Annotated in this window: 14 protein-coding genes and 1 tRNA gene; 6 read left to right on the top strand and 9 right to left on the bottom strand. The window is 55.8% G+C overall.

Annotated elements, in window-relative coordinates:
• Window positions 1-39 precede the first annotated feature (39 nt).
• Complete coding sequence (locus AC2T28_RS05690; RefSeq protein WP_486747969.1) at window positions 40-1293, top strand: DNA polymerase IV; 1254 nt, start codon at window positions 40-42, stop codon at window positions 1291-1293.
• Between the two features lie 138 nt (window positions 1294-1431).
• On the opposite strand, the gene AC2T28_RS05685 is transcribed toward AC2T28_RS05690, so the two are convergent.
• Complete coding sequence (locus AC2T28_RS05685; RefSeq protein WP_486747968.1) at window positions 1432-2292, bottom strand: N-formylglutamate amidohydrolase; 861 nt, start codon at window positions 2290-2292, stop codon at window positions 1432-1434.
• Between the two features lie 159 nt (window positions 2293-2451).
• On the opposite strand from AC2T28_RS05685, the gene AC2T28_RS05680 reads away from it, so the two are divergent.
• The 3 genes from AC2T28_RS05680 (at window position 2452) to AC2T28_RS05670 (ending at window position 3934) form a co-directional block, all read left to right on the top strand.
• A tRNA-Val gene (locus AC2T28_RS05680) sits at window positions 2452-2526 on the top strand.
• Between the two features lie 79 nt (window positions 2527-2605).
• Window positions 2606-2731, top strand: coding sequence for a type B 50S ribosomal protein L36 (ykgO, locus tag AC2T28_RS05675; RefSeq protein ID WP_008205324.1), 126 nt, complete (start codon window positions 2606-2608; stop codon window positions 2729-2731).
• A 186-nt stretch (window positions 2732-2917) separates the two neighbouring features.
• Complete coding sequence (locus AC2T28_RS05670) at window positions 2918-3934, top strand: extracellular solute-binding protein (RefSeq protein WP_486747967.1); 1017 nt, start codon at window positions 2918-2920, stop codon at window positions 3932-3934.
• Between the two features lie 62 nt (window positions 3935-3996).
• Here the strand turns inward: AC2T28_RS05670 and AC2T28_RS05665 are convergent, their stop codons facing one another.
• A complete protein-coding gene (locus AC2T28_RS05665) occupies window positions 3997-4401 on the bottom strand; it encodes a MerR family transcriptional regulator (protein WP_486747966.1) in 405 nt (134 codons plus the stop codon).
• A 402-nt stretch (window positions 4402-4803) separates the two neighbouring features.
• Here AC2T28_RS05665 and AC2T28_RS05660 point away from each other — a divergent pair, with 402 nt between their 5' ends.
• Complete coding sequence (locus AC2T28_RS05660; RefSeq protein ID WP_486747965.1) at window positions 4804-5013, top strand: GDCCVxC domain-containing (seleno)protein; 210 nt, start codon at window positions 4804-4806, stop codon at window positions 5011-5013.
• A 44-nt stretch (window positions 5014-5057) separates the two neighbouring features.
• Here the strand turns inward: AC2T28_RS05660 and AC2T28_RS05655 are convergent, their stop codons facing one another.
• The 7 genes from AC2T28_RS05655 to AC2T28_RS05625 all read right to left on the bottom strand — a co-directional run bounded on the left by AC2T28_RS05655 (window position 5058) and on the right by AC2T28_RS05625 (window position 11975).
• Window positions 5058-6737, bottom strand: a complete 1680-nt coding sequence (locus tag AC2T28_RS05655; RefSeq protein ID WP_486748027.1) for an ABC transporter permease — start codon at window positions 6735-6737, stop codon at window positions 5058-5060.
• Window positions 6738-6878: 141 nt separating this feature from the next.
• Window positions 6879-8081 (bottom strand): phenylacetate--CoA ligase family protein, encoded by a 1203-nt coding sequence (locus AC2T28_RS05650; protein WP_486747964.1) that lies wholly within the window; start codon window positions 8079-8081, stop codon window positions 6879-6881.
• A gap of 14 nt (window positions 8082-8095) precedes the next feature.
• Window positions 8096-8338: a hypothetical protein gene (locus tag AC2T28_RS05645; protein ID WP_486747963.1), complete on the bottom strand. Its 243-nt coding sequence runs from the start codon at window positions 8336-8338 to the stop codon at window positions 8096-8098.
• Window positions 8338-9174 (bottom strand): ABC transporter ATP-binding protein, encoded by an 837-nt coding sequence (locus AC2T28_RS05640; RefSeq protein ID WP_486747962.1) that lies wholly within the window; start codon window positions 9172-9174, stop codon window positions 8338-8340. Before AC2T28_RS05640 ends, AC2T28_RS05645 begins: the two co-directional genes overlap by 1 nt.
• A 92-nt stretch (window positions 9175-9266) precedes the next feature.
• Window positions 9267-10550: an ABC transporter substrate-binding protein gene (locus AC2T28_RS05635; RefSeq protein WP_486747961.1), complete on the bottom strand. Its 1284-nt coding sequence runs from the start codon at window positions 10548-10550 to the stop codon at window positions 9267-9269.
• 87 nt (window positions 10551-10637) lie between these two features.
• Window positions 10638-11714, bottom strand: coding sequence for a branched-chain amino acid ABC transporter permease (locus tag AC2T28_RS05630; RefSeq protein ID WP_486747960.1), 1077 nt, complete (start codon window positions 11712-11714; stop codon window positions 10638-10640).
• 3 nt (window positions 11715-11717) lie between these two features.
• Entirely contained in the window at window positions 11718-11975 is a 258-nt protein-coding gene (locus AC2T28_RS05625) for a hypothetical protein (protein WP_486747959.1), read from the bottom strand.
• Window positions 11976-12077: 102 nt separating this feature from the next.
• On the opposite strand from AC2T28_RS05625, the gene AC2T28_RS05620 reads away from it, so the two are divergent.
• Window positions 12078-12410, top strand: a complete 333-nt coding sequence (locus AC2T28_RS05620; protein WP_486747958.1) for an SHOCT domain-containing protein — start codon at window positions 12078-12080, stop codon at window positions 12408-12410.
• Window positions 12411-12432 lie beyond the last annotated feature (22 nt).

Here is a 12432-nt window from a genome sequence, read left to right as displayed (position 1 = left end):
TAGCAGTTTTTCCGCCACTAAACGCAGCCCTGTTCGTCGATGCAAGCTCTCTGTCGTGACTGCCTTTGTGAAATTGCGCCAGCCCGGCGCTGCCCCTATTGTGGCAGCCCGCGGGTAAAGGCCCATGACGAGCTGTTTTCACTGACCATTGCACATATGGACTGCGACGCCTTTTACGCCAGCGTCGAAAAACGCGACAATCCTGAATTGGCAGATAAACCTGTGGTGATCGGTGGTGGCAAGCGTGGCGTGGTGTCAACCGCCTGCTATGTGGCGCGGATTCGCGGCGTGCGATCAGCGATGCCCATGTTTCAGGTGATGAAACTTTGCCCGGATGCAGTGGTGATCAAACCCCGCATGCAGGCCTATGTCGAAGCGTCTCGACAGGTTCGCGCACTGATGGATGAGTTGACGCCCGATATTGAGCCACTGTCACTGGACGAGGCGTTTATGGATCTAAGCGGCACTCAACGTCTGCACGGTGCACCACCTGCGGTGATGCTGGCCCGGCTTGTAAAGCGCATGAAGGATGAAATTGGGATAACCGGCTCAATCGGCCTGTCACATAACAAGTTCCTGGCCAAGGTTGCCTCAGATCTGGACAAACCACGGGGCTATTCGGTGATTGGCAAGGCAGAAACCAGTGAGTTTCTGCACGATAAACCGGTGCGCCTGATCTGGGGCATTGGCCCCGCTGCGCAGGAGAGCCTCGACAAGGCGGGAATCCGGACCTTCGCCGATCTGCTGCGCTGGGACCGGCGGGATCTGCACCACCGCTTTGGATCCATGGGCGATCGACTTTGGCACTTGGCGCGCGGCGAAGACCGGCGGCGGGTTTCCAAGAACGCGCCGATGAAGTCGATCTCGAACGAGACAACGTTTTTTGAAGACACAGCCAACCTTGAGGTTTTGGACGGCCATCTGTGGAGGCTGGCAGAAAAAGTATCCGATCGCGCCAAGGCCAAGGAACTCGCCGGTCGCGTGGTCACGCTAAAGCTGAAACGTGCAGATCATTCGGCACTGACCCGTCGGGTTTCGCTTCGTGATGCAACACAGATGGCCGACGTGGTCTATCGCTCAGCGCGCGCGTTGCTGGATCAGGTTGGTAACCAAGGCCCCTACCGCTTGTTGGGATGCGGTATTTCGGATTTAGTGCCCGAAACACAGGCCGATATTACCGGAGACCTTTTAGACCCACAGGCAACCCAGCGCGCCAAAGCAGAACGCGCCACCGATGCGATCCGTGATCGGTTTGGTACGGATGCGATTCGAAAAGGCCGCGCGCTTCGTTGAAGCAATTCAGACGATTGGGGCTTTGCCCCAAACCCTAGGATATTTGCAAGCCAGATGAAAAATGGATCTAGGCTCCATCTGGCCGAAAATATCCCGGGGGATGAGCAGATTCTACCTGTGAAGGGGGCAGCGCCCCCTTTATTCAGCTGCCAAGGGAAGCTGTTCGAAACTGATCTGGCAAATATTGGACATCACCTTGCCAAGCACCTGCTTCAGGGTGTCGAAGTTTTCATTGGGCGTGACCGTCGCTTCATCCATATACAGCGCCCGGTCGATCTCGACCTGAATCGCGTGTTGTCCACGTGAGGGGCGCCCATAGGCTTGGGTGATGTAAGCCCCCGCAAAAGGTGTATTGCGCGAAACCTTTAGCCCAGCATCCGTAAACGCTGCTTCAATGTGATCCATGACGCTGCTGCTGGCTGCTGCACCGAACCGATCGCCAAGTACAATGTCTGGCATCCCCTCTCCGCGGCGCCCCATGGTCTCAACCGCTTCGTGTGGCATGGAATGGCAATCAACCAAAACGGCCTGGCCAAACTGGTTATGGGCCTGTCGCAGCAACCCCTGTAGTGCCGAATGATATGGAACCCAGTAGCTCTCGATCCGCCTGTGCGCTTCGATCAAGGGCAGTTTGCCCAGGTATATAGCTTGCCCATGTGCAACAACCCGGGGAATCACTCCCAGGCCCGAAGCGATCCGGGGATTCTGACCTTTGCGCTGTATATCTTCAATAACCGCCGGATCCAGCTCATCTGCCGCGCGATTCAGATCTAGGTAAGCCCTTGGCATTGTCGCAGTCAGCAATGGTGCGCCAAAGTCAGGGGCCGTTGCAAACAGCTGATCAACAAATGCATCTTCGGAGCTGCGCAGCTGCAACGAAGTTAGAATCGACTTGGAAACAAAGGACTGCGGATAGTCGGCTCCGCTATGAGGAGACGCAAAAACCACACCCGCCCGCAAATTTTTGGGCGAAAACACGTGAAAAGCGGTTTTGGACATCCTATCTCCGGTGCATCTGGTTCAAGAAACAGCATAGAGCGGAAATTTCTGTGGTCAAAAGCTCTTGCGCCCCTGCACGACTCCTTTTATAGACCCCTTCACCGGCGCGGACCTCCGCGCCCCATTAATTTGGGGCAGGATATAAACGCAGGTGTTCATGGGCGCTTAGCTCAGTGGTAGAGCACTTCGTTGACATCGAAGGGGTCACTAGTTCGAACCTAGTAGTGCCCACCATGAATTCATTGTTTTGATCACAAGATCAAGACACCCGTAACCCAGGCGCTGGTTCGCGCCGCAGAACAGGAGAATGGCTATGAAAGTCAAGAACTCGCTCCGCTCGCTCAAGAACCGGCACCGGGATTGCCGCATTGTGCGTCGTAAGGGTCGCGTCTACGTGATCAACAAAACTCAGCCTCGCTTCAAAGCACGCCAAGGCTAAGTTCTAGCGTCGCTAGACAGTTTCGAAAACCGCATCCTCGGATGCGGTTTTTTTGTGTTTCAAAGGTATCATTTATTTTCTGAGCGATTTTGTCAGTTTCTATTTGCATCCCGTACAAAATCATATAATTGACCAAATCAGTCGGGAACTTATACCCGAGACCATGATATTTATTTGGGACACGTTATGCTGAAATCTTCTACGATCCTCGCCTCCGCCCTGACCGCTGTTGTTGCAACTTCTGCCGCTGCAGAAGGTGAGCTGAACCTGTACTCCTCGCGTCACTATGACACTGATGAGCGCCTGTACTCTGACTTCGAAGAAGCCACCGGCATCACCATCAACCGCATCGAAGGCAAAGCCGATGAGCTGATCGCCCGCATGAAGGCCGAAGGTGCAAACTCGCCTGCTGACGTATTGCTGACCGTTGATACATCCCGTCTGGAGCGTGCCAAGAACGAAGGCGTACTGCAGTCGATCGAAAGCGCTTCTTTGGAAGAGCGTATTCCTGCCAACCTGCAGGATGCTGAAAACCAATGGTTTGGTTTCTCGCAGCGTGCACGCATCATCTTTGTTGACGCAGCTGACGTTGCAAACCCACCTGCCTCTTACATGGATCTGGCCAAGCCAGAGTACAAAGGTCAGGTTTGCCACCGCTCATCAAGCAACGTCTACACCCAGACCCTGCTGGCTTCGATCATCGAAAACCACGGTGCCGAAGCGGCCAAAGACTGGGCTGCTGGCATGGTTGCCAACTTTGCCCGTGACCCACAGGGCGGCGACACAGACCAGCTGCGCGGCATCATCTCGGGCGAGTGCGACATCTCGGTTGCCAACTCATACTACTTTGCGCGCGGTCTGCGCAAAGACGTTAAAGGCCTGAGCGCTGACATCGAAAAGATCACTGTTGTGTTCCCTGCACAGGACGCCGAAGGCGCGCACATGAACCTGTCCGGTGGCGGTGTTGCGGCACATGCTCCGAACAAAGACAACGCCATCAAGTTCCTGGAGTATCTGGCAAGCGATCAGGCTCAGCAGTACTTCTCGGCTGGTAACGACGAGTTCCCAACAGTTGCCGGTGTAGAACTGTCGCCAAGCGTTGCCTCGTTTGGTGAGTTCAAGGCGGACAGCGTAGATCTGTCCAAAGTTGCCAAGAACGTTCCGGCTGCTCAGCAGATCCTGAACGAAGTAAACTGGAAGTAATCCCCGGCGATATCGAGCAGTTACAAGGCGCGGATAATTCCGCGCCTTGTTTGCGTTTGGCACTACCAGTCGCGTTTGGGGGCCTCCAACAACGAGTTCAGCATTGAGCACTCTTGTTGCCCGGCCTGGCAAGAGGCCATCAGTGTTTCTAGAGCCGCTTGCATTTGTTGCAAGTCACATATTTTTTGCTGGATAATCCTCAATTGGCGCTGCCCCGCTACTAGGGCATCGTCACAGACAAGGTCAGTTGCTCCAGCGGTGCCTAACAGAGCCTTGGCGTCAGACAAGGAGAAGCCCAAATCACGGCAGCGACGTATGAACCGCAGAACATTGATCTCGTCTGCGCTGTACAGCCGACGGCCAGCTTGGCTGCGTCCTGGACCAGCCACCACCCCTGTACGTTCATAATATCGGATTGCCTCAATCCCTACCCCACTGAGGCGTGCTGCTTCACCAATAGTAACCACGAGTATCTCCTCTTGCTCCTGTAGTGACTACAGGTTGCAAGATAGCTCAAGCTCGTAGCCAAACTGGAACAAGATACCGTGATCAAATCCGCCTTAATCTCCAGTCTTACCGCTTTAGGGGTGGCGAGTTGTTGCGTCTTGCCGATGACTCTTATGCTTCTAGGCTTCAGTGGAAGCTCGATGGCCTTTTTTGCGCGTGCTACGATTTGGGCTCCCATGTTCATTGCCTTTGCTGCCTCCATGACAGCTCTCTCGTGGGGACTGGCATGGCGACGTCAGCAACTGCGTCGCTTGTTGCCAGCTCTATTGACTTTGACCGCCATGATCTTGCTCGCTTGGGGGATTTGGGCGAATGAGGCCACACTAAACAACCTACTGATTTCCTGGATGTAAGGGTTACCCATGAAAATCGAACTCAGCTCCACCCTCACCTGCCCGCACTGCGGCCACAAGCAGGTTGAACAGATGCCCACGGATGCGTGCCAGTGGTTTTATGACTGTGCAAATTGTCAGGCGGTGCTAAAGCCGCTGCCCGGGGATTGCTGTGTCTATTGCTCTTACGGCACAGTGCCCTGCCCTCCCATCCAACAGGGTGCCAGTTGCTGTGGCTAGGCCTGTGTCCGCAAGGTGATCCGGAATTTTCGAAAATCCCGGATCTAGCTGCGCCGTCCCACTTGACGGCAAATTAGGATAACCGGCAACAATCCCACGGCCATGATCACCAGTGAGGGCACCGCCGCACCTTCGAGCCGTTCATCCGAGGCCAAGCGATAGGCCTGCACCGCCAGGGTATCAAAGTTGAACGGTCGCATGATCAATGTGGCCGGTAGCTCTTTCATCACATCGACAAACACAATCAGCAGCGCTGTCAACAGACTGGGCGTCAGGATTGGCAGGTGCACCCGGCGCAACATACCAAATGGCCCCTGCCCCAGTGATCGGGCGGCGGCATCCATGTTGGCGTGCACTGTGCTTTGTCCACCCTCATAGGCCCCCAACGCAGCGGCCAAGAAACGGACCATATAAGCCATCACCAAAAGCCAGATGGACCCGGTGACCAGCAGCCCAGTGCGAATGTCAAAGGTGCTACGCATCCAGGCGTCCAGCGCATTGTCAAAGGCAGCAAAGGGCACCATCAGGCCAACGGCGATCACGCCGCCCGGAACGGCATAGCCCAAACGCGCTGAATAGGCCGCAGCCGAAGCTAGCCGCCCTGGGTGCAACCGCAGGTAAAAACCTATGCAGACCGCAGCACAGACTGTTAGCAGGGCCGCCGTACTGGCCAGCGTCAGTGAGTTCTGGATAAAAGCGACATAACGGCGGCTGAACAGGTTCTGCTCGGACTCCAGCCCCATGTTGACGAGTATAACCACAGGCAGCAGGAACCCCAGCACAACGGGAATTGCGCAAAGTGTCCAGGCAAACAGCACCCGCCCGCCCTTCAGATCTGCGGGCGGCATCTTGATGTCGCGTTTTCCGGCCTGATGATACCGTGCCTTGCCTCGGGTCGAGCGTTCGACCACGGCCAATGTTAGGGCAAATCCCAGAAGCACCAGAGCCAGTTGCGCCGCACCCGCGCGGTCGGCCATGGCAAACCAGCTGGTATAAATGCCTGTGGCAAAGGTCTGCACCCCGAAATAAGACACAGTGCCAAAATCGGCGATGGTTTCCATGATCGCCAGCAACACGCCAGATGCGATGGCCGGGCGTGCCATGGGCAGGCTGACCCGCCAAAAGGCCTGCCATGAATTGTTCCCAAGCGCCCGCGCGGCCAGAAACGCGCCTGAACTTTGCTGCAAGAAAGCCGCCCGCGCCAGCAAGTAAACATAGGGGTAGAGCACCAGAACCAGCATGAGGGCTGCTCCGCCTACTGACCGGATCTCGGGGAACCAGTAATCTCGTGGGCCCCAGCCAGTAACGTCGCGCAGTGTGGTTTGCACGATACCGGGATGATCCAGAATAAAGGTATAGGCATAGGCCAGCACGTAGGCCGGAAAGGCCAGTGGCAGGATCAGCGCCATTTCAAAGAAACGCACCCCAGGAAACCGGGTCATCGTGACCAGCCAGGCCGCGCCAACCCCGATGGAAAACGTTCCAATCGCCACCAAAGCAACCAACACAACAGTTGTGCCGCTATAGCGCAACAGGACCGTCTGCATCAGGTGCGTGATGGTGTCGGTGCCACCAGTCAACGCGGCGGCTAGCACCGCCAACATCGGCAGCAAGCAGGCCAACGCAACAGTCCATGCCAAAGTTGAAAACAGGCGGCTGCCCTTTTTGTTGCCACGACGGCTGCCCTTGGGGGCATAGGCTTGGGTCTCGCTCACGGCTGTCAGGATCCGGCTTCGTTTTCGACTCTCCCCTTATGCGACTATTTCACTAGGAAATTCCAGATCGAAAGGGCCAGATAAGCAAAAACCCCAGACGCCGAGGGGCATCCAGAGTTTTCACCGCCTCTGACAGGAGGACAGGGAGGATCAGTCGTATTTGCGTTGGTCTTCGATCACTAATCCATCTTTGGGCAAGGCGCCGGGTGGAACCATTTCGACCTTTGCCTTTAGTTTCAGCACTTCGATCACCGAGCGGCCATAAGAGATTTCGTCGCCACCGGAGGTTTCAACTTGCACCTTCATCGCGTCCATTTCGCCGTCGCGAGAGACGATGACACGGGCCTTGGTCACTTCATCATGTTTGTCGACCAGTGCCGCCACCTGTTCAGGACGTACAAACATACCCTTGATCTTGGTGGTTTGGTCAGCCCGGCCCATCCAGCCCTTTATCCGCATGTTGGTGCGGCCACAGGGGGACTGACCAGGCATTATGGCGCTGAGATCACCGGTGGCGAAACGGATCAGCGGATAGTCGGGGTTCAAAGTAGTCACCACGACCTCGCCCACCTCACCCGGAGCAACCGGAGTACCGGTGCCGGGGGTGACGATTTCGACAATGGCCATTTCATCGACAATCATTCCCTCCATCGCCGCGCTTTCGTAGGCGATATTGCCCAGATCAGCGGTGGCATAGGACTGCAGGCACGAGATCCCACGGTCTGCATATTCCTGGCGCAGGCTGGGGAACAGCGCGCCACCACCCACAGCTGCCTTGGAGAACTTTAGCTCGACCCCCATGGTTTCGGCCTTGTCCAAGATCACCTTGAGATAGTCAGGTGTACCGGCATAGGCGGTAGCGCCCACATCGCGGGCGGCGGTTACCTGAAGCTCGGTCTGGCCGGTGCCTGCGGGCAGGACGGTTGCCCCAACCGCACGGGCGCCGCTTTCAAAGATCATGCCAGCCGGTGTTAGGTGATAACCAAAGCAGTTTTGCACCACGTCGCCCTGACCAATGCCGCAGGCGTGCAGGAAGCGGCCCATGCGCCACCAGTCATGGGTGATGCCACCGGGTTCATAGATTGGCCCCGGAGATTGGAAGACATGCGCCACGTTAGAGACAGCAATGCCGCCGAACGGTGGGTTCTCTTTCTGCCAGGCGCTCAGGTCGGATTTGCGCAGCACCGGATATTGCGCCAGATCCGAGAAGTCCTGAATGTCAGGCCCATCCAGATTACAGGCGTTTTTGGCCGCGCGAGCACGGGTGATTTGATCACGCAAACCAACCAGTTGGGCCGCAGCGCGTTCATCGGCTGAGCGGGTTTCCAATGTGTCATAATAAGAGAGTTGCATCTCGTTTCCGCCCATTAAATTCCCTGTCCTTGGTCATAAAGGTACAGGGTCACTTCTGCTTTCATCGACATTCCCCAAGTGACGGCCTCGCCGACAGCGATGTTCCTGCGCTCTTCGCAAAGCACATCGTTTTCTCCGTCGTCCTCAGCTCGATCTGCATCTTCGCAATTGTTGTCATGCCAAGTGCTTTCAACAACTGCGTTCACAGTCTTCCACCGGTTGGGGCGTTTTCGATGATCTCTGAGGTTGGTGATCATTAGCTCAACCACCGTTTACGGCGGCGGTAGGATCGCACATCGCGGAAGCTCTTGCGGCCTTCCTCGGACATGCCCAGATAAAACTCTTTCACATCGGGGTTCTCGCGCAGCTCGGCTGCGGGGCCGTCCATCACGATGCGGCCGGATTCCAGAATGTAGCCGTAATGGGCATATTTCAGCGCCATGTTGGTGTTCTGCTCAGCCAACAAGAAAGTCACGCCTTCCTGTTCATTGATTGATTTCACGATCTCGAAAATCTGTTCTACCAACTGCGGCGCCAGCCCCATTGATGGCTCATCCAGCAGTACGGTTTCAGGGCGGCTCATCAAGGCGCGGCCCATGGCAACCATCTGTTGTTCGCCACCCGAGGTATAACCCGCCTGCGATTTGCGGCGGTCTTTCAGGCGGGGAAAATAGGTGTACACCATCTCAAGATCCTGCGCGATATTGGCGCCACCATCGGTGCGGGTATAGGCTCCGGTCAGCAGGTTTTCCTCGACCGTGAGGTGTTCGAAACAGTGACGGCCTTCCATCACCTGGATCACGCCACGGCGCACCAGATCAGCCGGATCGGCTTCGTGGACGTCGTCGCCACGGTATTTCACCGAGCCCTTGGTCACCTCGCCACGCTCAGAGCGCAGCAGGTTTGAAATTGCTTTCAGTGTTGTTGTCTTGCCAGCGCCATTGCCACCCAACAGGGCGGTAATGCCGCCTTTGGGCACGCTCAGGCTGACGCCCTTGAGCACAAGGATCACGTGATTGTAGATCACTTCGATGTTGTTGACCTCAAGCAGGGTATCGGCCTGCACGTCGTCGGTTTTAGCTGCATCCAGCATCAGTTGTTGTCCTCACGCAGTCCCGAAAAGGGCCGGGCTTCTTGGGGTGGAGCGGCGGATTAACCGCCGCTCCGGTGTTTCATCAACAGCGCTTACTTGCAGTTCGACGCAATGTTGTTTTCCTTGGCATAGGCATCAGAATCTTCCACCACCAAGGCGTTGATGACTTCGGCATCGGTTTCCTTGAAATCAGAAACCAAAGACCAGGTTTTGCTGGCCGCATCCCACTGGGCTACGCCAACCAGACCAGATCCACCGTGGTTCTCACAGGACACCTGGAAGCTGGGACCAAAGTTAGGCATGCCAAGGCCTGTCATGCGATCTTCAGTGATGTTCAGGCTTTCCATTGCATCCCGCACCATGCCCGCAGTTACATCGCCAGTACCATTGGCCGCTTGGGCGTCCTTGATGGCTTCGGCCGCCAACATTGCCGCATAGAGACCGCGGTTGTAGAGAACGGTTCCAACGTTGTCGCCCGCACCCGACGCGTTGCCTTTGTCAACAACATGCGCCCGAATGTCGTCAAACACCGGGAAATCACTGCCCACAGCGTGGAATGTGATGGCCTTATAGCCATTTGCCGCATCACCGGCTGGCAAGACATCATGCTCGGCACCGGACCACCAGACGCCAATGAAGTTTTCCATTGGGAAGCGGATGTTGGCAGCTTCCTGAACCGCAACCTGGTTCATCACGCCCCAACCCCAGATCGCAACATAGTCGGGCTTTTCACGGCGAATCTGCAGCCACTGCGACTTCTGTTCCTGGCCGGGATGATCAACCGGCAGAGCCGTAAGTTCAAAACCGTGCTTTTTCGATAGTTCTTCAAGAGTCCGGATTGGTTCCTTACCGAACGACGAGTTGTGGTACACCAATGCAAGTTTCTTGCCGTTGATATCACCGCCATTGATTTCCAGCAGGTAGTTCACCAAGCCCGAGGCGCCATCCCAGTAGTTTGCAGGATAGTTGAAGACATGGCTAAAGACGTCACCGTTTGCAGCCGATGTCCGACCATACCCCATGGTGTGGATAGGGATATCATCAACAGTTGCTTTTGGGATGATCTGATAAGTAATGCCAGTCGACAGCGGTTGATAGATCAACGCACCTTCGCCCTTGGTGGATTCGTAGCATTCCACACCTTTTTCGGTGTTATAGCCGGTTTCGCATTCGATCACCTTGACCGGAACACCACCGATGCCACCATCGCGTTCGTTCAGCAGCTTGAAGTAATCCTCATAGCCATCTGCAAAGGGAATTCCACCGGCAGCATAGGGCCCGGTACGATAGCTGAGTGATGGGATCACAAGATCCGCCAGTGCGGGTCCAGCGGCCATCAGCGCGGTCAGCGCCATTGTCGTCAACTTCATTTTCATCGGTATTATCCTCCCATGGTATTATCCGATGTGGATGAACGAGGGTTTGATCTTGTTATTGCCCTCGCAGCTTAGATGCCTGCCCCGTTAATGTGGGAAAGGCCAAAGTCTTAGTTTTTCCTTGGCAACACGCCATAGCTGCGCCAGCCCGTGGGGTTCAGCAATCAGGAATACGATGATCAGGGCGCCCACGATCACCAACTGGAAATGCGCGACAATGTCGGTAGGCCAGCCAAAGACATCGACGCCAACAACCTTGAGCACCACTGGCAACAGCACCAGGAACGCCGCACCCGCAAAAGAACCGAAGATCGAGCCCAGACCACCGATGATCACCATGAACAGCACCAGGAATGATTTGGTGATGCCAAAGGCCTCGCCCACTTCAACCGCACCCAGATAAACCGAGAAGAATAGAGCGCCCGAGATGCCAATGAAGAAACCGGACACCGCAAAGGCTGTCAGCTTGGCCTTCAGCGGGTTCACCCCGATAATCTCAGCGGCGATGTCCATGTCGCGGATCGCCATCCAGCTGCGACCAATGGTGCCGCGTGTCAGGTTGCGAGCGATCAACGCACAGAGTGTCAGGAAGATCAGGCTAAACAAATAAGTGGCCCATGCCGGCGCGCTGGGGCCGGTGATCAGGATCCCAAAAACGTCACGCTCTGGCGCATTGATTTGTCCGGAAGCCGAGTAGTTGTAGAACCATGGCACACGGTTGAACAACCAGACCAGAAAGAACTGAGCCGCCAATGTGGCCACCGCCAGATAGAAGCCTTTGATCCGCAGGCTGGGCAGGCCAAACACCACACAGACAATTGCCGTCATGCCACCCGACAGCAACACGTGAACGAACATCGAGACTTCGGGCATCATGGTCATGAATTTGTAGCAAGCATAGGCGCCCACCGCCATGAAACCACCGGTTCCCAGGCTGACCTGACCAGCGTAGCCAACCAAAATATTTAGACCAATCGCCGCAATCGCGTAGATCAGAAACGGCAGCAGGATCGCGTTGGCCCAGTAGTCGTTGATGACGAAGGGCACCACCAGAAAGGCAATCGCCAGAACGGCATAGTATCGATACCGGTCAAACTTGATCGGGAAGGTCTGGCTGTCCAATTGATAGGAGGTTTTGAAATCTCCCGCTTCACGATAGAACATATCTTAGATGCTCCCCTGTTGCTGAGCACGGTTGCGCACCGCTGCATCCAGTTGTTTTGTCTTTTTTGCATAGCCACTGGCCTCGGCAGACCGCGCCAGATGCAAGTAAGCGATGAGCCCCGTCATGAGCCCCACCGCTGCCAGCAGTGTCGAGGTCACCAGTTGGCCTGCGCTAAATCCATCGGCGGTGATCGCAAGGTAGCCAAAGGCCCAAAAGCCAAACCAAGCGATGGGGCATGTGATTGCGACTAGTTTGAACATCCGACACTCCCTGCATTAACCACTTTGTCAAAAAAGCGGTTTTGGTCACACTTTCCCCACTCCTTTGTGTCACTTTGTTCGCGGGAAAAGTGAGTGAGAGCTATGAACACGATTTTTGAGGAAGTCCGGCGGCTGGAAGCCGCACGGGAAAAAGGTGAAGTTTCGGAATTTGAGTATTCGGTCGCTAAGACCCGATTACTGTCGACTGTCGAGGAAGCAACTGTGTTGCCTCCGGTTGAATCCGAACCCGGGCCGCGAGAGAAGGCCCCTGCGACCCCCAGCCTCTGGGGGACGGCCCTGATCGGCCTCATTTGTGCTGGGCTGATGACATTTTTGACAGCGCAACTGACTGGCAGCGTCACCATTGCCTTTACCCTGGTCACCTGCATCTCTGCAGCCATTGTAGTCGCTGCCTTCCGTCGACTAGAGAGCTGATCAGGGCGCAACTGGATCATTG

Source organism: Parasedimentitalea nitratireducens (assembly GCF_057444295.1).
Note: the sequence above shows the minus strand (reverse complement) of the source record. Positions and strands in the feature narration are given on the sequence as shown.

Excerpts from the sequence above, each read along its gene's own strand:
- AC2T28_RS05690 (WP_486747969.1), top strand. The coding sequence starts at position 40 with ATGCAAGCTCTCTGTCGTGACTGCCTTTGTGAAATTGCGCCAGCCCGG.
- AC2T28_RS05650 (WP_486747964.1), bottom strand. The coding sequence starts at position 8,081 with ATGCAACTCTCTTATTATGACACATTGGAAACCCGCTCAGCCGATGAA.
- AC2T28_RS05625 (WP_486747959.1), bottom strand. The coding sequence starts at position 11,975 with ATGTTCAAACTAGTCGCAATCACATGCCCCATCGCTTGGTTTGGCTTT.
- AC2T28_RS05685 (WP_486747968.1), bottom strand. The coding sequence starts at position 2,292 with ATGTCCAAAACCGCTTTTCACGTGTTTTCGCCCAAAAATTTGCGGGCG.
- AC2T28_RS05660 (WP_486747965.1), top strand. The coding sequence starts at position 4,804 with ATGAAAATCGAACTCAGCTCCACCCTCACCTGCCCGCACTGCGGCCAC.
- AC2T28_RS05620 (WP_486747958.1), top strand. The coding sequence starts at position 12,078 with ATGAACACGATTTTTGAGGAAGTCCGGCGGCTGGAAGCCGCACGGGAA.
- AC2T28_RS05630 (WP_486747960.1), bottom strand. The coding sequence starts at position 11,714 with ATGTTCTATCGTGAAGCGGGAGATTTCAAAACCTCCTATCAATTGGAC.
- AC2T28_RS05670 (WP_486747967.1), top strand. The coding sequence starts at position 2,918 with ATGCTGAAATCTTCTACGATCCTCGCCTCCGCCCTGACCGCTGTTGTT.
- AC2T28_RS05635 (WP_486747961.1), bottom strand. The coding sequence starts at position 10,550 with ATGAAAATGAAGTTGACGACAATGGCGCTGACCGCGCTGATGGCCGCT.
- ykgO (WP_008205324.1), top strand. The coding sequence starts at position 2,606 with ATGAAAGTCAAGAACTCGCTCCGCTCGCTCAAGAACCGGCACCGGGAT.
- AC2T28_RS05640 (WP_486747962.1), bottom strand. The coding sequence starts at position 9,174 with ATGCTGGATGCAGCTAAAACCGACGACGTGCAGGCCGATACCCTGCTT.
- AC2T28_RS05645 (WP_486747963.1), bottom strand. The coding sequence starts at position 8,338 with ATGATCACCAACCTCAGAGATCATCGAAAACGCCCCAACCGGTGGAAG.